Below are 19,590 nucleotides of genomic sequence, written 5' to 3'. Positions count from 1 at the left end.
CAGTAAACGGGTATATATACTATACTTCTACAAATTTGTTTTTAAAATCTGCGTATGCCAACGCAATTCCTTCTTCCAGGTTTGTAGAGTGTTTAAAACCAAGTGAATGCAGTTTGGAGACATCCATCAGTTTTCGTGGGGTGCCGTCCGGCTTGGAAGTGTCAAACACAATTTCCCCTTCATACCCTGTTACCTTTTTTACCAGCAACGCCAGGTCCTTGATAGTAATATCCTCCCCAGTGCCAATATTAACCAGCTCCCGACCATCATATTGATCCATCAAAAACAGGCAGGCTTGGGCCAGGTCATCGGCGAAAAGGAACTCACGGCGCGGACTACCAGTTCCCCATACTGTTACGGTAGGAGCTCCAGATTCCTTCGCCTCATGGAACTTCCGGATTAAGGCTGGGAGCACGTGGGAGTTATTCAGGTCGTAGTTATCGTTGTAGCCATACAAGTTAGTAGGCATAACGCTGATAAAGTTACAACCATACTGGTCCCTATATGACTCACAAAGTTTGATACCGGTGATTTTAGCAATAGCGTAAGGCTCGTTTGTCGGTTCCAGCGGCCCAGTCAACAAGTAGTCCTCTTTCAAGGGCTGAGGGGCCATTTTAGGATAAATACAGGAGGAACCGAGGAACATCAGTTTCTGCACCTTATGCTTATAGGCGGCATGTATGATGTTAGCCTCTATCATCAGGTTATCATACAGAAAGTCGGCGCGGTAGGTGTTGTTAGCGTGAATGCCGCCCACCTTGGCAGCCGCCAGGAAGACATACTCCGGCCCTTCTTCTTCAAAAAAGTGCTCTACAGCACCTTGGTTTCTGAGATCAAGTTCTTGGGATGTGCGGGTGATGATATTGGTGAATCCCTCATTCTGAAGGGAACGTACGATGGCAGAGCCAACCATCCCTCTATGGCCCGCCACGTAAATTTTAGAGTCTTTATGCATAAAGTATTACACGAAAGTTAAAAGCGAAATAAGGCAATTACCCCCTTATTCGTTTCCACCAAGACTTTGTTTCGTTATCCTCGGCATAATACCCGTAGCCATACCCATACCCGTAGCCGTAGCCGTAGTTCAACTTCTTGTAATTGACGTCGTTGAAAAGTATAGCTGTGTTACGAATTTTACCTGACTCATACTGTAGCTGCACATTCTTCAGGAAGTCGCGGATAGTGTAATCCTGCCGCACCATGAACACGTTGGCATCCGCAATCTGCATCAGTTCCAGTCCGTCAGAAAGTATACCAACAGGCGGGGTGTCCATGATGATATAGTCGTAGCGACGCTTCAGTTCTGCGACCAAATCAGTCATTCGGCCGCTTAGCAATAACTCCGACGGGTTAGGCGGTATATCGCCCGATGGCAATACATGCAGGTGTTCCTGAATAGTTGTGTTGATGACATCATCCAATGTCGCATGCCCCGCAAGGTAGTTACTGAGTCCAAGGCTGCTCGCCACACCCAGATCCGTGTTGTTATTTGGCTTGCGCATATCTGCGTTCACCAGCAGAGTCCTCTCCCCTGATATAGAGATAATATAAGCAAGGTTTTTAGCAGAGAAGGTTTTACCCTCGCCGCTGATTGAGGAGGTGATAACAATGATCTTTCCGCCGTCTGCAGTTGCGTCATTAACCCCAGTCATGTATCTCAGGTTGGACCTGACAGTTCGGAATGCCTCTGCCAGTGCAGATTTCGGGCTGAGGTTAGCCAGCAGGCTCTCCTCTTTTTTGTTATGCCCCACAAGACCAAGTAGCGGTAGCTCGGTATACTTGCCGATATCCTCCACAGTATGAATCTTATTGTTCATCAGCTCCTTCACAAAAATAAGGGCAAAGGGCAGGCCGAGTCCAATGGCCAGGGCTATCCCGTAATTCCGGAGCGGCAGCGGTGCAGTCTGGTTAGTGATAGAGGCCTCTCTAAGAATGGTTACGTCCGAGGTGTTGGCAGCTTTGGCAATTCCGGCCTCAGCACGCTTCTCCATCAAGAACACGTAGAGGTTTTCACTCAGGCTATAAAGTCTTTGGATGTTGATCAGCTGTCTTTCTGAAGAAGGCAATTTTTGCAGCTCGGCTGCCGCAGTATTTATACGCTGGTCCAGATTTCTCAATGCTATCTGGTTTGCATCCTTCAGGCTGTTAAGGTTCTCGAGTAAAGAAGCCCTTACCTCATTTAGCTGCTGCCGCTTTAATTTAATGCCCGGATTATCCTGCCCCTGGCCAGTTGAGGCCACACTTAGTTCTGTTTGTATGGAAACTAATTGCGAAACCAAAGCATTTAATACTGGATCGCTAACGCCCAATGTTGCAGGAGCCTGGATAACTTCTTCAGGGTTCTCTTTGCTAAGGTACGTGGAGAGGTAGTCATAATAGCGGGAGGTTAACAGCATCTCTGCCTTCCGTTGCTCAAGCGACTGCAACTCGCCAGCAACTTTTGCACCGGCAGCACTTAGGTCCATTGCCGCTGTGCGTCTTTTAAAGTCCTCCAGTCGGGATTCGATGAAGTATAACGAATCACTAATCTGCTGCAGTTGAAGGTCAATAAAACTAAGGGTACCTACCGCCTTGGAGTTTTTTATATCCAGGTTATTCTGCCTGTAGGTCTCCATATGAGCATTCAAGTAATCTATATCCTTCTTTGGTGTAGAGCCAGCTACGGTTAGTACGAGAGCCGAGGCATCGCCACCATAAGGCTTTACAGCAAGGTTGGACGCATACCTTCGGGCAAGATCATCCAGGTTGTTAATGGAGAACATGACCTCATTCCCGTTAAAGGCCTCTGGCTTCAATAACTCAATGGAAAAAGCAAAATCATCGATCAGGTAAGACTGCCCAAACTTGAAAGACTTATCTGCTACCTTGTCATTCCACTTCAGGTTTTCAGTTGATAAACTATACCCCTGCCCATCCTGCAGGCTTACCTTAAACATGACGCTGTAGGGAATAGCGGCTGCAGTCGTATCGAAGGTTACCTGAATAGGTGCTTCCCCCTTATAGGCCTCCAACATCAGCACATTGCCTTTCACATAATAGCTGACACGGAAGTCCAGTTTATCTAATGTCTGGCGAGCCAACGACTTTGTCTTTAAAAGTATCGACTCATTAGTAAGCCCTTGAGCGCCTTTAAACAGCTCTGTTCCATAGAGTAATGCTGCTGCGGAGGCACCTTTTGTAGGATCCCCAGAAAACATGACAGAAGAAGACACCTCATACTGTGGGACAGTATACCGGTTCAGCAACCAGGCTGCTGAAAGGGCGATAACAGCACCAATGACAAACAGATACCATTTGGAAATGGCGGAGTTTAAAAGTGCCTTAAAATCTATGAAGCTGTTTTCTTCGGGATTGAATGTAGATTCCAACTTATATGTTATCTTGAAAGTCTAGTATAGAGAAGTACAACGGATGCAATTAAACCGAAGCCAAGTGAGAAGGTACCCAATACGTTCTCCCGGAAGAACTTGGCAGGCAGCGGATCTACCACAATCATATCATCTGGTTTGAGGTAGAAGTTGTTCATCGCTAGGGTGTTCTCATCCAATAGGCTGAAAGCATATATTTTAGCCTGGCCCTCTTCGTAGCGTATCAGTTTAATTTTTCCGCGGTTCGCATAGCTGCCTAGGCCGCCGGCATTGGCGATGGCCTCCACCACATTAATATTGTCCTGATAGGTGGTAAACTGCCCCTGATTTCCTACCTCTCCCACAATTGTATAGCGGAAAGTTAGCAGGCGCAAATTAACGGTCGGGTTGGCCAGGTAAGGTTTTAGCGCCTCTGTTACAACCCCTCTGGCTTCGGGCATAGTAAGACCACCTAAACGGATCTTGCCCACAACAGGTAGCAAAATGTCTCCGGCCTCGTCAATGGTGTAGCCGTCTAAAACCGGATCGGTTGCGCCAAAAGTGGTAGTACCAGCACTCAAGAAGTCGTACTCCTGTGGAGTGGTGGACTGTACTCTAAGGGAAAGGACATCGCCTGTTCTAAGGGTATAAACAGGCTTCTTTAAATCAAATGTTTTCAGAAGCTCATCTGCTTTGCCCTGGTCTTTCACTTCAGGGTTCTCTTGCAGCAGCAGGAGCTTTTTTTGTGGAACGCAGGAGGCAAAAAGAGCCAATCCTACAACGAACCACCATGCGATAAGGGTTTTGCGCATTGGATTATGATTCCTCACTTCGTAAATAAGCCAAATGGCTATTTAATCTCTAGGTATAGTAATGTCTGAAATGGTAAAATTATGAAATTATTGTTTCCGCTTGCAGTTTTTTGTCTATTTATATTTATCGTTTCCCCTTAGAACTGCACCTGAATGCCGTTTGAAATGGAATAAACGAACCTAGTGACTGGTACTATAGGCTTATCTTCATACACGCAGTTGAAATTTGTCTTGAACGAAAACACATTCGTGAGCTTCACCTGCAGGGAAATATCTCCGCTTATCCTGTTTCTAAACCTGTCTATGGTTTTGTCGTGCCCCACCTGATAGTAAGCAATGCCTTCTGTACTTACCTGCTCATTAAGCTTTAATTTTCCGCTTAGATAGTTTGTCGATTTAAACAGGTCGGACACAATGAGCTGCTGCTCCATGTCCGGATTCTCCCATTCCTCGTGTTCATGCATCAGGCCCGTGCCGAAGTATACACTGCCGTCGTCCCCGGAAAGCAACCGGTAGCGGACGCCCCCACCTGCCAATGTCCGCAGCTCCAGCCCCCTGGCCTTGTCCGCCTGTACCTGGGTAAAAGCCTCATAGGAAAGCCTTTTCTTGCGCATAAAGTTTACCCTGAAATGGGAGTAACCGGTGCTGGCAACTGTATTGCGAAGTTCTTTGGAATCATAGTTAACCAGCAGGTAATTATAGTAGTTAAGCAATAGGTAGCTATGCTTTTCAGCAATGTAGGCTACATCGCCATTGAAGGTCAGTTGCAGGTAGTTGTTTGGGTTATCCTTGCCAGCGTTCCGGTTAAACATCGAAAAGCTTAGCCCTCCCTTCCCCGTAAAATAACCGGCAGAATCGCGATCTACACGGGAGCGCTCAATATTCAGAATCTGAGCCGAGGCTCCCTTGGGGAATAGGCATAACAAAGCACCTACCGTGGCAAATGCAAAGGAAAATTTTTTAACAAAAGCTTCCAACTTGGAGATTTTGAGCTTTAATTTCTGCTGTGGGGTAAACATTTAGCAAATTCTGACGGATATATTACAAAGGAACAAAGACAGAACCGCTTATAAAAGCCGTGTTCCTGAAAATCCATTCTATACTTTTTAACTATCGAAACTATGGCAAGGGGCTCTTACAGACTTATCAGGGCATTGCGTGAGACTGCTGCAAGGCTGGCAGGTGGCGCAACGTATGAATGGGGGCACATGGGAAGCTGCAACTGCGGCCACCTGGCCCAAACCATCACCCAATATACAAAAGGCCAGATACACGGTGCTGCCATGTGGCGCTACGGCGACTGGCGGGAACAACTCCGGGACTACTGCCCGCATAGCTGCCTCCCGATGGACGAAATCATAGATCAGATGCTGGACATGGGCTTTACGCGCGAAGAGCTGGCGCACCTGGAGGCTCTCTCCCAACCTCTGGTTACAGCACGTTTGCCACAACACCGCAGGCTCCTGAAGCATAACCTTCGCAATGATGTGGTTCTGTATTTAACCACGTGGGCTGATGTGCTGGAGGAACAGCTGCCGGTTTATACTTTGACCGATAAAACGCCTGAACCTGCCTTGGCCTGATTTTTCTTCGATGCTCCCAAAAGGATTTTCTGTAGCTTTGAGGCGGACAAAGTATAAAAGAGCATGAATTCTGTTTCCATTGTAGCAGCAACGGAGGAGTACGTACAAAAGAAACTATCCGGCGAAGGCTCGGGGCACGACTGGTGGCATGTGCTTAGAGTATGTAACAACGCCAGAACGATCGCTAAAAAAGAAAACGCTGACTTATTTGTCGTGGATCTGGCCGCGCTGTTGCACGACATCGGCGACCATAAATTTCACAACGGGGACGAAACCGTTGGGCCACGCCTGGCGCGGGAGTGGCTGGAGCAGCAGCAGGTAGAGGAGAAAACCATCGAGCACGTGTGCAGCATTATCAGGGACCTTTCCTTTAAAGGAGCTGGCACCTCTTCGGATATGCCCACGCTGGAAGGAAAAGTAGTGCAGGATGCTGACCGATTGGACGCCATCGGGGCCATGGGCATTGCCCGTGCTTTTGCCTACGGGGGTCACAAAAACCGGGAGATGTATAACCCAAGTATAAAACCTGTTCTGCACGACAGCTTTGAGGCGTATAAAAGCAGCACTGCCCCTACCATCAACCACTTCTACGAAAAACTGCTGCTACTCAAAGACCGCATGCACACCGAAACTGCCAGGCAAATGGCCGCGCAACGGCATCAGTACATGGTGGATTTTCTCAATCAGTTCTACGCTGAGTGGAACGGAGAGCGGTAATACAGCCGCTCTCAAAGCCTAATTTATACTTTCCCTATACTCTATAACTGCTCCAACACCTCCTCCACCTTTTTGCCCACGGCTCCTGCTCCGGCGTTAAAGTTGATGGCGCCCTCTGCCCATCCGCGCCATAGCAGCATGTTCGATCTGGGGTTTATCAAATCAATGATCAGGGTTCCCTCCTTGAAAAGATCCACGCTACGGTAGCCGGGCATATCGGCATGGCCATACGTATAGCGAAAACCGCTCATATAGGCGTATCCGTAGCCAAACCCTGATGCGAAGTTTTCAGCCTTATCCTTCTCTTCCGGCACCGACACGCTGACGTCGTAAGCCACCAGCACATCTGGATTTTTCTCCACCTTCGTATAGCCGCGATCCTGCAACTCCTTCTCCACCGCCTTCACCAAATGGTCATGCAGAGCCGGTTTATAACCTTTCAGGTACTCCGGCTGGGCTGCCGGGCTGGGCTGGTACCAGGCAAAGGTTTTGGCATTGCGCAAACTTGACGCATAAGGCGCTTTGATAGCTTTAGCCCCCAACGAGGCGGAAGTTGTGACACAGGAAGTTAGCGTTGCAGCTCCAAGTATAAAAAGACAGGCAAGTATAGACGAAAGCAGGTTTTTCATAGTGTTCAAAGTATAAAAGCAAAGGCTATAGCTCACTTAGGAGCCCAGCCCGGGTACATGTACAAATATAATAAAAAGTATACATGTAAGACCGATGGACATGCAATGCCTCATTGTTCCACATACTGCACTGTTCCGACTTTAGTTTGAGATGATCCCAGCCACCCGTTAAAGTATGGGAAGCGCCAGCAACCATGAACAGTACAAATCCGTGTACGGGAGTATAAACTATGGACAAAACTTATGACAGATCTTACTTCTTATGTTCCCAGCCCGCCGCCGCAGTGGGTGGAGAACTTTGCCCGATTTGGCCTAACTGCCAAAGGGGTAGTATATAGCCTGATAGGACTTCTGGCCTTTATGGCTGCTTTCGAAATCGGCGGGCAGTCGACCGATGATACAAAGCGTTCCGGGGTTCTGAGAACCATACAGGACTTGCCTGCCGGCGATGTGCTGCTGGGGCTAACGGCGGTTGGACTGCTGTGCTACGCTATCTGGCGTTTTATACAGGCCATCAAGGACACCGAGGACAAAGGCTCTGATGCCAAAGGCATAGCCAGGCGCTTGCGGTATGCTTTTAGCGGCTTGGTATATGGCGGGTTTGCCTTTCTGGCCGCGCGCATGGTGCTTGGCGACAGCAGTGGCGGAGGCACAGACTCCCGGGAAACCCTGACTGCCAAGCTCCTGGAGCAACCGTTTGGGCAGTGGCTGGTGGGCATTGTTGCCGTAGGAACCATAGCAGCGGGGATTTACCAAATCTATTACGGCTTCTCTGAGAAGTATAAAAAGGAGGTCCACACCAGCCGGGTGCAGCACGAGGCAGAGCTCCTGCTCATCCGGGCGGGCAAGTTGGGCTACATGGCCCGTGGTATAGTATGGCTTCTCATTGGCTACCTCTTACTGCAAGCCGCCCTCAAATCAAGGGCCTCAGAGGCAGGCGGCAACAGCGATGCCTTTGCGCTGCTCGAGAACTCCTCCTATGGCTCATTTATACTTGGCGCCGTGGCCCTCGGGCTTATCTTTTACGGCGTGTTTATGTTTTTGCGGGCTAAATACCAGCCTATCAGGTCATAGGCAAAAAAGGTAATCCCTGCACGAGCGCCTTCTTAGTTCTATTCCTAAGAAGGCGCTCGTGATGTACACCCATCAGCAGGTGAATATAACCTAGTTTATAATATAATCTTTCTTGAAAGTATAAAGCCTACCATTGGCCCTATATCATCCTCAAAAAAGAGTTTACTGTTTTGCAAAAGCGCGTTAATTTCAATTACTTAGCGCAAAAATCACCCATACCAGAGATTAAGTGTCTGTTGTATTATTTCAACCTAATTGCAACACGCTATCTTTATAAACGGGTACCCTGCTACTACCTGATTGCTACATGAAAAACAGCTCTTTTAAGATCTTTATACTTGATGATGATGTGTGGTACAGCGAACTGCTGGAATATCATCTATCCCTGAACCCTGATTACGAACTTAAGAAATTTCATTCCGCTAAAGATTGCCTTGGCAGCCTCTACGAGCGCCCGAATGTATTAACACTCGACTACTCGCTGCCCGATAAGAACGGGGCCGAGGTGTTGAGCAAGATAAAAGAGCAGAGCCCCGATACGCAGGTCATCATCATCTCCGGGCAGAACGACGTGGCCACCGCAGTAGACCTGCTTAAAAAAGGGGCCTACGATTATATTGTAAAAGACGAGGATACCCCGGAGCGCCTTTGGAATACTATCAATAAAATCCGTGAAAACGTATCGCTGCGCGAAGAGATTGACCAGTTGCGGGAGGAGATCGGGCAGAAGTATGATTTCAGCAACTTCATCATCGGCAACAGCGATGCCATGAAGCGGGTGTTCACGATGATGGGAAAAGCGGCCAAAACCAACATCACCGTTTCCATCAGCGGCGAAACCGGCACCGGCAAGGAGCTGGTGGCCAAAGCCATACACTACAACAGCGCAAAAAAGAAATCGCCTTATGTGACCGTGAACGTAGCCGCCATCCCGCGCGAACTTATCGAGAGTGAGCTTTTCGGGCATGAAAAAGGCGCATTTACCGGGGCAATAGCACGCAGGTTGGGCAAGTTTGAAGAAGCCAACAAAGGCACCATCTTCCTCGATGAAATTGGCGAACTGGACATTAGCCTACAAGCTAAGCTGCTGCGGGTGCTGCAGGAAAAGGAAATAACGCGCGTGGGCGGGAACAGCGTGGTGCCCGTAAACACCCGTATCATTGTAGCCACCCACAAAGACCTGGCGGAGGAAGTAAAGAAGGGCAATTTCCGCGAAGACCTTTATTACCGTTTGCTGGGCCTGCCCATTCACCTCCCTCCGCTGCGAGAGCGCGGCCCTGATATACTGGTGTTGGCCAAGCACTTTATGGATGCCTTTGCCAAAGAGAACGGCCTCGGCAAAATGACACTTTCCACGGAGGCGCAGGAAAAACTCCTCTCCCACGCTTACCCCGGAAACGTGCGTGAGCTGAAGGCCTTGGTGGAACTGGCCGTCGTGATGGCTGACGACAATATTATCATGCCGCACGACATTAACCTGACGGTCAGCAACAGAGAGGTCGATTTCCTGGCTAAGGAGCGAACACTGCGCGAGTACACTACCGAAATCATCCAGCGCTTCCTGAACAAGTATGACCATAATGTGCTGCTGGTGGCAGAGAAGCTGGACGTCGGCAAATCCACCATTTACCGGATGCTCCAAAACAAGGAACTAGTATCTAAATAGTCAAAGTATAAAACCTGCGCTTTGTCATACTTTATCCAGTAAAGTACTGCTACTTTTGCCACAAAATAGTAAAGTATACAAAGTATAGCTTACTAAGCATGATAGCCTGCCGTCACTCTTCGGTTAGGCAACTATCCCCTGTATATGGTACAATATGAGGAGCTGCTGAGGCAGTTAGAGGAGGAAAAAAAGGCCCGGAAGGCTGCCGAAGCACTTTTGCAAAGCCAGCAGTCTGAGATTGCGCAGCTAAAGCAGCAGCTGCAACCTGAGGGCCGTGACCGCATACTTTACCCAGACCAGGCCGCCGCTGGGGAACCTGAGTGGCAAAAACTGCATGCCGAGGTGCAGGACGAGTATCCCAGCCCGGTATTACGACTGAGCTTTACAGGAGAAATTCTTTCGGCCAACCTGGCTGCGCAGGATTTCATGTATGGCGTGATCAGGCAGCGGCTGCATGGCCTCCGCCGATTATTGCTGATGCACATCCGGCGGGTGGAGAAGAGACACAGTAACAGGTCTGCCTCTTTTGATATCTGCATTTCCGGCCGCTACTACCACGTACTTTTCTATCCGGTTGCCAAAAGAGGATACTTCAACCTGTACATGACCGATTTTACGGAGAGACGCAAGGCAGAATCAGCCCTGCTGGAAAGCCAAAGCCTCCTCCGGAACATCGCCCACACTATTCCTAACATCGTTTATATCTATCAGATGGAGGGGAATAGCTGCATTTACATAAACGAGCAGATCATGTCGGCACTTGGCTATAGCGTCATGGATATAGCCGAGATGGAGGGGCAGATATTCAAACATATTGTTGTTCCTGAGCACCAGCATAGGATAAAGGAGCACACACAGCGAATGCTGGGCGCTCGTGATGGCGAAGTGCTGGAAGTAGAGTACCTGGTGCATAAGAAGGACCGAAGCGTAAGAAACCTTTTCTGCCGCGAGAGTGTGTACAAGCGCAAAGAAAACGGGCAGGTAAAACTTGTTATCGGCTCGGCAGAGGATGTCACGCAGATCCGGCAACAAAGCCTTGAGCTGCAACACCAGAAGGATTTTTACGAAGCTATCCTCAACCACATCCCCTCCGACATAGCTGTTTACAACAACCGCCTGGAGTACCTCTTTGTGAACCCGGCAGCCGTCATGGACAAGGAAATGCGGCATTGGCTAATCGGCAAAACGAACGAAGATTACAGCCGCTTCCGCAACATTCCGGCGGAACGTATGAAACGCCGCTCCGAAGCCCTCCGAAGCGTGCTCGAGAAAAAGCAGTACTCGGAGTTTGAGGAAAAAATGCAGACCCGGGAAGGTGAAGAATCCTACCACATCCGCAGACTGAACCCCGTCCTAAACCAGCAGGGCGACGTGGAGCTAATCATCGGGCATGGCATGAATATCACGGAGCTGCGCCAGGCCCAGGAACAAATGCTGGCCAGCGAGAAAAAAAACAGTGCCATACTTGCCGCTATCCCAGACCTGATGCTCATCATCGACAAAGATGGCCGCTACCAGGGGATGCAGAACGAGCGTCAGGAACGTTTACTGTTTCCAAAACACAAGGTGATTGGCAGCCACGTTTCAGAGCTCTTGCCAAAGGTCCTGGCTGAAAGATATGTGTCGCTTGTTCAGAAGGTGATCGAAACCGGCCATCATGAAAGTATAGACTACGAACTTGAATTCCCGGACGGGCTGCATTATTACGAAGGTCGAATCCTGAAGTATAATGACAACGAGGTGCTCACGATTGTGCGCGAGCTAACCGAGGAGAAAAAGGCAGCGCTGGAGATAAAAGAGAAAAACGAGTTGATCCGGCAGGTTCTTAACACAAGCTCCAGCCTTATTTATGTAAAAGATGCAGAGGGCAGGATTGTGATGGCCAACCAGGAGTATGCCCGACTGTTTAATAAGCCGCTGGAAGAACTGATAGGCAAGAAAATAACCGACTTTCATCCGTACAGAGAGGAGGCCGAACTTTACCTGGAATCAGACCTGCGTGTTGTTCAGGAGCTGAAAGAAGTAAGGCTACAGGAGTGCTATAGCCAGCCGGACGGGGATCCGCAGTGGTTTAACACCGTGAAAAAGCCCCTTATCACCAGCGATGGAAGCGTAAACATGCTGGGCGTTTCCAACAACGTAACCGAGCAGCGCCTGGCGGACAGACGCCTGCAGGAGAGCGAGGAACTGCACCGGCTACTATCCGAAAACTCAAAAGACATGGTGAGCCTGCACCACCTGGATGGCAGCTACATCTATGTTTCCAAGGCGGTGGAGGAAATTCTGGGGTATACCCAGGAGGAAATACTGCAGCTGCAACTGCACGAGGTGGTGCACCCCGATGACCTGGAGCACCTGAAAGAGCAAGTCTGCTATGAGGCCCTGAAGCACAAGCAGTACATCACCCTGCAGCACCGGCTCTTACGCCACGATGGCAACGAGCTTTGGGTGGAGAGCAATGTGCGGCCTATCCTGGATGAAGCTGGAAATCCGGTGAAGCTACAGTCATCGATACGCAACATCACCCAGCGTCGCGCAGCTAACGAGGCCCTTAGGAGCAGCGAAAAAAGGTACCGCGACCTGATCAACTACAGCCCGGCTTTTATCTGCACCCACGATCTGGAAGGGAATATACAGTCGGTAAACCCATACTTGCTGCAAATGCTGGGCTATACCACCGAGGAGATGGTAGGACACAATTTAGCTGAGTTCATTTCAAGGGACAGCAGCAACGTCTACAAAGATTATCTGAGAGCAATCAGTCAGGCTAAACTGGTAGATGGCATTCTCCCGCTCCTGAGCAAGGAAAAAGATATCCGCCACCTGTACTACAAAAACTATAAAGTAGAGGAGCCCAACCAGCCTCCCTACGTTATCGGAATTGCGCAGGACATCACCGACCGACTCCGCACGGAGCGGGAACTGAAAAAGGCCAAGGAAGCGGCAGAGGAGTCGGCGCGCGTGAAAGAGAACTTCCTGGCCAACATGAGCCACGAAATCCGCACCCCGATGAATGGCATTTTGGGTATGGCTGGCTTGCTGAAGAAAACGCAGCTGACGGACGAGCAACAAAACTACCTGGATATTATCACGCAGTCGGCAGACAACCTGCTGGTTATCATTAACGACATCCTGGACATTGCCAAGATAGAGTCCGGCAAAATGGAGCTGGAACAGATTCCGTTTAGTCTGTGCGATACTGTGCAGATGGCCTTTAAAAACTTCATCTACAAGGCAGAGGAGAAAGAAATTGCCTATGCGTATAAACCTGACGACCAGCATCCTCCTATTGTAATAGGAGATCCGTATCGCCTGAACCAGGTGCTCCTGAACCTGCTGAGCAACGCCATTAAGTTTACCCAGGAAGGCAGCGTGACCCTCTCCTGCCAGGTGCTGGATGAGACTGAAGACAATATTACAGTAGAGTTTGCTGTAGCGGATACCGGCATCGGCATTCCGCCTTCTAAAATGGAATACATCTTCGAGGGCTTCAGCCAGGCCTACTCCAGCACCACCAGAAAGTATGGGGGGACCGGCCTCGGCCTGAGTATCTCCAAAACGCTCATCGAGATGCAGAACGGCCGCATTTGGGTGGAGAGTAAAGAAGGCAAGGGAAGCACCTTTAAATTTGTGCTTACCTACCCTAAGTCGAAAGAAGTATACCAGGAGGTACGCGAAGACAATATCGATTACAAGAGCCTGGGGCCTATACAGGTGTTACTGGCCGAGGATAATGAGGTAAACGTTTTTCTTGCCAAGTCTATCCTGGAGGGATGGGGTGCTGAGGTGACCGTAGCTTACAACGGGATGGACGCGCTAGAACTGGTGGAAAAGAACCGGTATGACATCATCCTGATGGACATCCAGATGCCGGAGCTGAGCGGAACAGACGCTACGGAAGCCATTCGGAAGTTAGAGGACCCCGTCAAAGCCCATACGCCGATTATTGCCATGACGGCCAACGCCATTAAGGGCGACTCGGAGAAGTATCTTGCCTCAGGCATGGATGACTATATTTCAAAGCCTTTTGAGGAGGCCAAGTTGTTCCGGAAGATTGAGGCGCTGATCCGAAACAATAAACCAGCTACTACTCCTGAGCCAGAAACTCCAGCTACTTCAGAAAGTATAAATCCTGTACAGCTCTACGATCTGGCGGTGCTGGAGAAAATAGCACGCGGCAACAAAGCGTTTATCAAACGCACAAAGCTGCTGTTTATCGAGACAGTGCCCGTCACCTTGCAAGATATGCGCCAATGCCGAGACAGATCTGATTGGCAGGGGGTTAGCGCGGCGGCGCACAAGATAAAGTCTACCATCGACACGCTGCGTATAGCAAGCGCGAAGGAAGTGGTGCGCCGGATAGAGGAAAACGCGAAAAAGCAGGAGAACGTGGAGGCCATTAAAGTAGATATCAACTGCCTGACAGATATTCTGAACCGGGTGCTGGTTCAGCTACAGGATTCGCTGGCGGGAGAGTAGTTTTCAGAAGTTGCTCAAAATGCCCTGTTTGCGTTGAAAGTAGATAATTACTTGCGTTGGTTACGTTATAATTAAAAGCCGTCGTGCCAGCAACTGACGGCTTTTTAATTTACCGAGCAACGTAAAGCTGTGTGTGGCTAAGTTTTAGTAACTTCCTTGTCCTGAAATGATACCAATATGGAAACATCTACCCTCCCCGACCTGAGTTCTCTGACTGCATTTCGCCAGACACTTCACCGCTACCCTGAGCTTTCCGGCGCTGAGGAAGCTACCGCAGCACGAATCCTGGAACAGCTGCAGCAGTACAAGCCCACTAACATACTGACACAGCTGGGCGGCACAGGCCTTGTCGCAGTTTTTGAGGGCGATGCACCGGAGAACGGTCCAACCATACTTTTCAGGTCTGAACTAGACGCCCTGCCCATCTCAGAGGACAATCCGGACTTGGCTTATACTTCGGCGGTTAAAGATGTGGCGCACCTCTGCGGGCACGATGGGCACATGGCTATACTTTTAGGATTGGCTAGTTTGCTGCACAAGTATAAACCGGCCAGAGGACGCGTGTTGCTGCTCTTTCAGCCGGCTGAGGAAACGGGCGCCGGCGCCCGGGACGTGCTGCAGGATGAACGGTTACTGGCCCTGCAGCCGGATTTCGTTTTTGCCTTGCACAACCTACCCGGCTGGCCGCTGCACCAGGTAGTAGTGCGGGAGCAGGTATTTGCTTCGGCCTCCACAGGGATGATCGTGGAATTGCAGGGATACCCCTCCCACGCCGCAGAGCCGGAGAACGGGTTAAACCCTGGTGAGGCCATGGCCGAAATTATACTTTCATTTAACGACCTTATCCGTCAGAAAACGCATTTTGAAGACCTCACGCTCCTGACAGTAGTGCACGCGCGGCTGGGAGAAGTGGCCTTCGGTACTAACCCTGGCTACGGCACGGTGATGGCTACCCTCCGCTCCTACCTCAGCGCTGATCTGCAAAAGCTGAAAACCCTAACAGAGGAGCAAGTGCAGCGTATCTCCCAAAAGTATAATCTGAAGTATAAAATCAACTTTGTAGAAGAGTTTCCGGCTACCGTAAATGATGGATCGGCTTTGGAACTGGTACGACAGGCCGCTGAAGAACTGGGGCTAGACGTGCAGGAAACGGCACAGCCTTTCAGATGGTCGGAGGATTTCGGGCATTTTACAGGGAAGTATAAAGGCGCCCTCTTCGGACTCGGGGCTGGAACGACGCAGCCGCAGCTGCACCACGCCAACTATAACTTCCCGGATGAGTTAATTCCAACCGGAGCCACCATGTTCTACCAAATTGTGAGGCAGATCATCCAGCCATAAAAACCTATGCTGCATAGCTCTTACATCGAAATAAGTAAATCAGCACTTCAAAACAACATCGATTTCATCCGAAGCGAAATTGGCCCTGACGTTCTGCTGTCATCAGTGGTGAAAGGGAACGCCTACGGCCATGGCATCGAGCAGTTTACCCCGCTGGCGCAGGCCTGTGGCATCAATCATTTCTCTGTCTTTAGTGCGGATGAGGCCGACCGCCTGCTCAAATCCATCCCCCGGCCCTCCACTATCCTGATTATGGGCTACTTGGACAACCCTGAGTTGGAGTGGGCCATCCGTCACGACATGGAATTTTTTGTGTTTGAGCTGGATAGGCTGCAGGAAGCCGCGGCTAGGGCCAGAAAACTGAGGAAACGCGCCAAAATACACCTCGAGCTGGAAACCGGCATGTACCGCACCGGTTTCGACAAAGCCGCGCTGGCTCGCGCAGAAACATTCCTCGCCAGCCACCGAACCGAGCTGGAATTACAAGGCATCTGCACCCACTTTGCCGGCGCAGAAAGCATGCAGAACCATGAGCGGGTGTTGCGGCAGCTGCAAAAGTATAACCGGCAGGTAGCACGTTTGCAGCAGGCCGGGCACCTGCCCAACCAGCGCCACACGGCTTGCTCTGCCGCCATGATCTCCTATCCCGATACCCGCATGGACATGGTGCGCGTGGGCATCATGCAGTATGGTCTCTGGCCCAGCCCCGAAACCTATAGCCGGTACATCAGCCAGCAGGAGGGAAAAAAAGACCCGCTGCAGCGCCTCGTTAACTGGAAAAGCCGCATCATGAGCCTTAAAAGCGTGCCTAAGGGTGAGTATATTGGCTACGGCACCTCGTTTCAGGCGCCGCGCGATATGGTTTTAGCCATCGTGCCCGTGGGGTATGCCTGGGGCTACAGCCGTTCCCTCAGCAACCAGGGGCAGGTATTGGTAAAGGGCACACGCGCAGCCGTAGTAGGCACCGTGAACATGAACGTGATGATGGTAGACGTAACGGACATACCGGATGTGGGGAAAGACGACGAGGTGGTGCTGCTGGGCAAACAGGGTGAGGAAAGTATAACCGTGGCCTCATTTGGGGAGCTTAGCACGCAGCTGAACTATGAGTTACTCACGCGCCTGCCGCTGAATATACCCCGCCACGTGATAGAGTAATATACTTTTATACTTAAAGCTATTTCTCAGCCATACCATCCAACCCCATACTCGACAAAAACCCGCTGCTCAGGCACTCTTTCCAATAGTTAAAAACCGACTTCTGTGGATCCCGGGAAACAGAAATCTCGCCGACGCGCGGCTCTTCCCCTTTGCTTGGGTTGCTCTCCTTTATAGCCACTTTGTTGGCCAACTTAGAGAGTACTTTCTTCCCAAAGCTCTGGTCTTTATCTGCATCTTTGCTTAATAGCTCTACCTTTAAATTGTTGTAAATAAGCGTCATACTTCCGTTAGCAGCCGCCTGACTCAACTCAGCCCTAAAATTACCGCTCCTCACCTGCCCGCTTTCCAGCTTCACAAACGACGTGGGAATCAGGATCGGATTCAATAGCTGCAGGTTTGTCTCTCCAATGGTGCCCTCAATCGTGTGGTAACCCGCATCGTGCAGCAGCGGCAAGCGAATGGTTACATCCAGATCCGCACGGTCCATCACCCTGGTTTTAGCCTGAATAACCGCAGGTTCCTTAATTGTTACCTGCTCTGGCATATTAGACAGGTTTGTAATCAGTGCATTGATATGGTGAAAGGCGATATGGCCCCGCTCCTCAGCCTCTGGCACCAGTTCCGCGTAGCGGATGTACCCGCTCCTTACTTCTATAGAGTCTATCCGGAACGGGGTTTTTATACTTTGCGCCATCTCATGCGGTAGTTTTTTGGTGCCCTTGTCCCGGAAGTTCTGCTTGTCTTTAAAGGCAGTCAGCGTGGGAGTTTGCAGCAACGCATGCTTGATATGTACTTTATTGGTGCGGGAGTGTTCCCCAAAATCAACTCCTCTTAGTGTTAGAAGTTCCGCCGCTGCCTCCTGGTGTGTCACGGCCTCCCCTTTGGCGCGTGCCATAGCTGCGGGTTCAGCCAGCGGCGTAATCTTAACCTGTTGCAGCCCCACCTCCCCGGATTGTGTATCGATGTGGAGTGAATCCGTGCTAAGCTTATAGAGTTCGTCGGAGAGCAGCAGGTGCGAGTTAGCAGCAGTCAGTTTGTGCCTTCTCGCATAGTAGGCCCTGTCTTTTGCCGCAAAAGAAGCGCTATCCAACCTGAAATCATCTACAGCAAGCTGGAAGTCGCGTACAGAGGAAAGGGTGTCGGTTGTTGCTCCGCGGCGGTAAAACATACTCGCCTGCTGTACTTTGATGTTCCCGATGGCCAGCCCCTTTAAAAAGCCTTTAGCCGTTTCGTGCAAGGCCAGATGAGAGGTAGTGGTATCAGGCCGCATCACCGACAACAGCAAAACAGGCTTCTGCACTTCCAGCTCCGCCAGCTGCACCTGCCGCTCAAAAAGGGCCTTTATATGACTTAGGTCGCGGAGATATACCGGACCGGTGCGCAGGTCGAGCAGTACCCGGGGCACCTCCTGCCCCTGCTGGCTCAGCTCCTTCCATTTAGTATAATCGGGTTGCAGGAGCACACTGTCCGCGGCTAAATTTCCCAGAAAGGGGGATAACTTCAGCCCATGCAGTTGCAGTTTATAGACTCCCTTAGATTGTTCAGTCACCATACGCTCTACCTTCTGTTCCAGCCAGATGGTGAAAAAGAATAATCCTACAAAAAGTATAAGCGCTGCTCCTGTTACCCAAGCGGCCACTTTAAGCCATTTATTTACCTTGGGAGATTTTTCGGTGCGGATGTCGTACATGCGGAAGTATGATTTAGACTACCATACGTGAATTTTTACCGGAGCGCTTTGTATACTCCTTTGCCAAAGTATAAACCCAGGTATAATTTTGCTGGTCCGCCGGCTACCTTTTGTGATCGTATTATAAGTTTCGTCTATATTTATACTTATTTGCTCATCCACAGAAACGCAAAAATATGAAATCTCCGAAGTGGCTCGACCGTTTGCTCTATCCTTTCGCACCCCATCCTTTTGAAGTTAGCGGCAGCACAATGCATTATGTGGATGAAGGGACCGGGGAACCAATCGTGTTTGTCCATGGCACGCCCACCTGGTCATTTTTGTGGCGACAGCAAATAAAGGCTTTAAGCCGGAATTTCCGTTGCATCGCGCCGGACCATCTGGGATTTGGGCTTTCTGATAAGCCGGCTGACTTTGCTTATACACCAGAGGCACACGCCGATAACCTGGAAAAGCTTATAAACCACTTGCAGCTGAAGAACATCACGCTGGTCGTGCACGATTTCGGCGGACCGATAGGGTTACGCTATGCATTGCGCCACCCGGAGAATGTAAGAAACCTCGTTATCCTGAACACCTGGATGTGGAGCCTGGAAGAGGAAGCAAGGGTTATGAAGGTAAGTCGGTTTATGGCCGGTAGTATTGGCCGGTTTTTATACTTGCAGCTAGGGTTCTCGGCTAATGTATTGCTGCGGCAGGGCTACCACGAGGGCAAACACCTGACCAAGGACATCAAGTTGCATTACCAAAAGCCGCTCTCCTCTGCTTCCCGCCGCTTGGGAACCTGGGCCTTTGCCAAAGCCCTGCATGACTCGAATCCATACTTCAACGAGCTGTGGCAGCAGCGCGATAAGCTGAAAAGTATAAACAAGCTGTTCCTGTGGGGCGAAAAAGACAAACTACTGCCTGTACATTTCCTGGACAAATGGCAGCAGGCGTTCCCAGAATCCAAAACCATCAGGTATAAAGCTGGCCATTTTGTGCAGGAGGAGCGCGGCGGCGAAGTAGCAGATGCCATCCGCGACTTTGTTACTCAAAACAAGGTATAAACCTGCCGGAAGTATAAAACCGCCGGCAGGTTGAATGCCAGG

Annotated in this window: 14 protein-coding genes; 8 read left to right on the top strand and 6 right to left on the bottom strand. The window is 50.2% G+C overall.

The window, feature by feature from the left end:
- Nucleotides 1–19 precede the first annotated feature (19 nt).
- From fcl to BM040_RS00260, 4 genes are all read right to left on the bottom strand, one after another.
- A complete protein-coding gene (gene fcl / locus BM040_RS00275; protein WP_092097896.1) occupies nucleotides 20–955 on the bottom strand; it encodes a GDP-L-fucose synthase in 936 nt (311 codons plus the stop codon).
- A gap of 37 nt (nucleotides 956–992) precedes the next feature.
- Nucleotides 993–3,368 (bottom strand): GumC family protein, encoded by a 2,376-nt coding sequence (locus BM040_RS00270; RefSeq protein ID WP_092097894.1) that lies wholly within the window; start codon nucleotides 3,366–3,368, stop codon nucleotides 993–995.
- 8 nt (nucleotides 3,369–3,376) lie between these two features.
- Complete coding sequence (locus BM040_RS00265; protein WP_092097892.1) at nucleotides 3,377–4,159, bottom strand: polysaccharide biosynthesis/export family protein; 783 nt, start codon at nucleotides 4,157–4,159, stop codon at nucleotides 3,377–3,379.
- Between the two features lie 137 nt (nucleotides 4,160–4,296).
- Entirely contained in the window at nucleotides 4,297–4,971 is a 675-nt protein-coding gene (locus BM040_RS00260) for a DUF481 domain-containing protein (RefSeq protein WP_175490935.1), read from the bottom strand.
- A 309-nt stretch (nucleotides 4,972–5,280) separates the two neighbouring features.
- Between BM040_RS00260 and BM040_RS00255 the strand changes: the two genes are divergently transcribed.
- Both BM040_RS00255 and BM040_RS00250 read left to right on the top strand, forming a co-directional pair.
- Nucleotides 5,281–5,742: a UBA domain-containing protein gene (locus tag BM040_RS00255; RefSeq protein WP_175490934.1), complete on the top strand. Its 462-nt coding sequence runs from the start codon at nucleotides 5,281–5,283 to the stop codon at nucleotides 5,740–5,742.
- Between the two features lie 63 nt (nucleotides 5,743–5,805).
- On the top strand, nucleotides 5,806–6,459 hold the full coding sequence (locus tag BM040_RS00250) for an HD domain-containing protein (protein WP_092097887.1): 654 nt from the start codon (nucleotides 5,806–5,808) through the stop codon (nucleotides 6,457–6,459).
- Nucleotides 6,460–6,500: 41 nt separating this feature from the next.
- Here the strand turns inward: BM040_RS00250 and BM040_RS00245 are convergent, their stop codons facing one another.
- Nucleotides 6,501–7,088: a DUF4136 domain-containing protein gene (locus tag BM040_RS00245; protein ID WP_092097886.1), complete on the bottom strand. Its 588-nt coding sequence runs from the start codon at nucleotides 7,086–7,088 to the stop codon at nucleotides 6,501–6,503.
- A 243-nt stretch (nucleotides 7,089–7,331) separates the two neighbouring features.
- Here BM040_RS00245 and BM040_RS00240 point away from each other — a divergent pair, with 243 nt between their 5' ends.
- The 5 genes from BM040_RS00240 to alr all read left to right on the top strand — a co-directional run bounded on the left by BM040_RS00240 (nucleotide 7,332) and on the right by alr (nucleotide 16,806).
- Complete coding sequence (locus BM040_RS00240; protein ID WP_175490933.1) at nucleotides 7,332–8,162, top strand: DUF1206 domain-containing protein; 831 nt, start codon at nucleotides 7,332–7,334, stop codon at nucleotides 8,160–8,162.
- Between the two features lie 307 nt (nucleotides 8,163–8,469).
- On the top strand, nucleotides 8,470–9,828 hold the full coding sequence (locus BM040_RS00235; RefSeq protein ID WP_092097884.1) for a sigma-54-dependent transcriptional regulator: 1,359 nt from the start codon (nucleotides 8,470–8,472) through the stop codon (nucleotides 9,826–9,828).
- Between the two features lie 144 nt (nucleotides 9,829–9,972).
- On the top strand, nucleotides 9,973–14,307 hold the full coding sequence (locus tag BM040_RS00230) for a PAS domain-containing hybrid sensor histidine kinase/response regulator (protein WP_092097883.1): 4,335 nt from the start codon (nucleotides 9,973–9,975) through the stop codon (nucleotides 14,305–14,307).
- Between the two features lie 177 nt (nucleotides 14,308–14,484).
- A complete protein-coding gene (locus BM040_RS00225; protein WP_092097881.1) occupies nucleotides 14,485–15,648 on the top strand; it encodes an amidohydrolase in 1,164 nt (387 codons plus the stop codon).
- Nucleotides 15,649–15,654: 6 nt separating this feature from the next.
- Complete coding sequence (gene alr / locus BM040_RS00220; protein WP_092097880.1) at nucleotides 15,655–16,806, top strand: alanine racemase; 1,152 nt, start codon at nucleotides 15,655–15,657, stop codon at nucleotides 16,804–16,806.
- Nucleotides 16,807–16,825: 19 nt separating this feature from the next.
- Here the strand turns inward: alr and BM040_RS00215 are convergent, their stop codons facing one another.
- Nucleotides 16,826–18,499, bottom strand: a complete 1,674-nt coding sequence (locus BM040_RS00215; RefSeq protein WP_092097878.1) for a DUF748 domain-containing protein — start codon at nucleotides 18,497–18,499, stop codon at nucleotides 16,826–16,828.
- Between the two features lie 176 nt (nucleotides 18,500–18,675).
- Between BM040_RS00215 and BM040_RS00210 the strand changes: the two genes are divergently transcribed.
- Nucleotides 18,676–19,548 carry an alpha/beta fold hydrolase gene (locus BM040_RS00210; RefSeq protein ID WP_092097877.1) on the top strand — a complete coding sequence of 291 codons (873 nt, stop codon included), beginning with the start codon at nucleotides 18,676–18,678 and terminating at the stop codon, nucleotides 19,546–19,548.
- Nucleotides 19,549–19,590: the final 42 nt, after the last annotated feature.

It is taken from the genome of Pontibacter chinhatensis, from assembly GCF_900113285.1.
GTDB lineage: Bacteria > Bacteroidota > Bacteroidia > Cytophagales > Hymenobacteraceae > Pontibacter > Pontibacter chinhatensis.
This window is presented reverse-complemented; position numbering and strand designations above follow the sequence as displayed.

Excerpts from the sequence above, each read along its gene's own strand:
- fcl (WP_092097896.1), bottom strand. The coding sequence starts at position 955 with ATGCATAAAGACTCTAAAATTTACGTGGCGGGCCATAGAGGGATGGTT.
- BM040_RS00265 (WP_092097892.1), bottom strand. The coding sequence starts at position 4,159 with ATGCGCAAAACCCTTATCGCATGGTGGTTCGTTGTAGGATTGGCTCTT.
- BM040_RS00260 (WP_175490935.1), bottom strand. The coding sequence starts at position 4,971 with ATGTTTAACCGGAACGCTGGCAAGGATAACCCAAACAACTACCTGCAA.
- BM040_RS00255 (WP_175490934.1), top strand. The coding sequence starts at position 5,281 with ATGGCAAGGGGCTCTTACAGACTTATCAGGGCATTGCGTGAGACTGCT.
- BM040_RS00250 (WP_092097887.1), top strand. The coding sequence starts at position 5,806 with ATGAATTCTGTTTCCATTGTAGCAGCAACGGAGGAGTACGTACAAAAG.
- BM040_RS00245 (WP_092097886.1), bottom strand. The coding sequence starts at position 7,088 with ATGAAAAACCTGCTTTCGTCTATACTTGCCTGTCTTTTTATACTTGGA.
- BM040_RS00240 (WP_175490933.1), top strand. The coding sequence starts at position 7,332 with ATGACAGATCTTACTTCTTATGTTCCCAGCCCGCCGCCGCAGTGGGTG.
- BM040_RS00235 (WP_092097884.1), top strand. The coding sequence starts at position 8,470 with ATGAAAAACAGCTCTTTTAAGATCTTTATACTTGATGATGATGTGTGG.
- BM040_RS00230 (WP_092097883.1), top strand. The coding sequence starts at position 9,973 with ATGGTACAATATGAGGAGCTGCTGAGGCAGTTAGAGGAGGAAAAAAAG.
- BM040_RS00225 (WP_092097881.1), top strand. The coding sequence starts at position 14,485 with ATGGAAACATCTACCCTCCCCGACCTGAGTTCTCTGACTGCATTTCGC.
- alr (WP_092097880.1), top strand. The coding sequence starts at position 15,655 with ATGCTGCATAGCTCTTACATCGAAATAAGTAAATCAGCACTTCAAAAC.
- BM040_RS00215 (WP_092097878.1), bottom strand. The coding sequence starts at position 18,499 with ATGTACGACATCCGCACCGAAAAATCTCCCAAGGTAAATAAATGGCTT.
- BM040_RS00210 (WP_092097877.1), top strand. The coding sequence starts at position 18,676 with ATGAAATCTCCGAAGTGGCTCGACCGTTTGCTCTATCCTTTCGCACCC.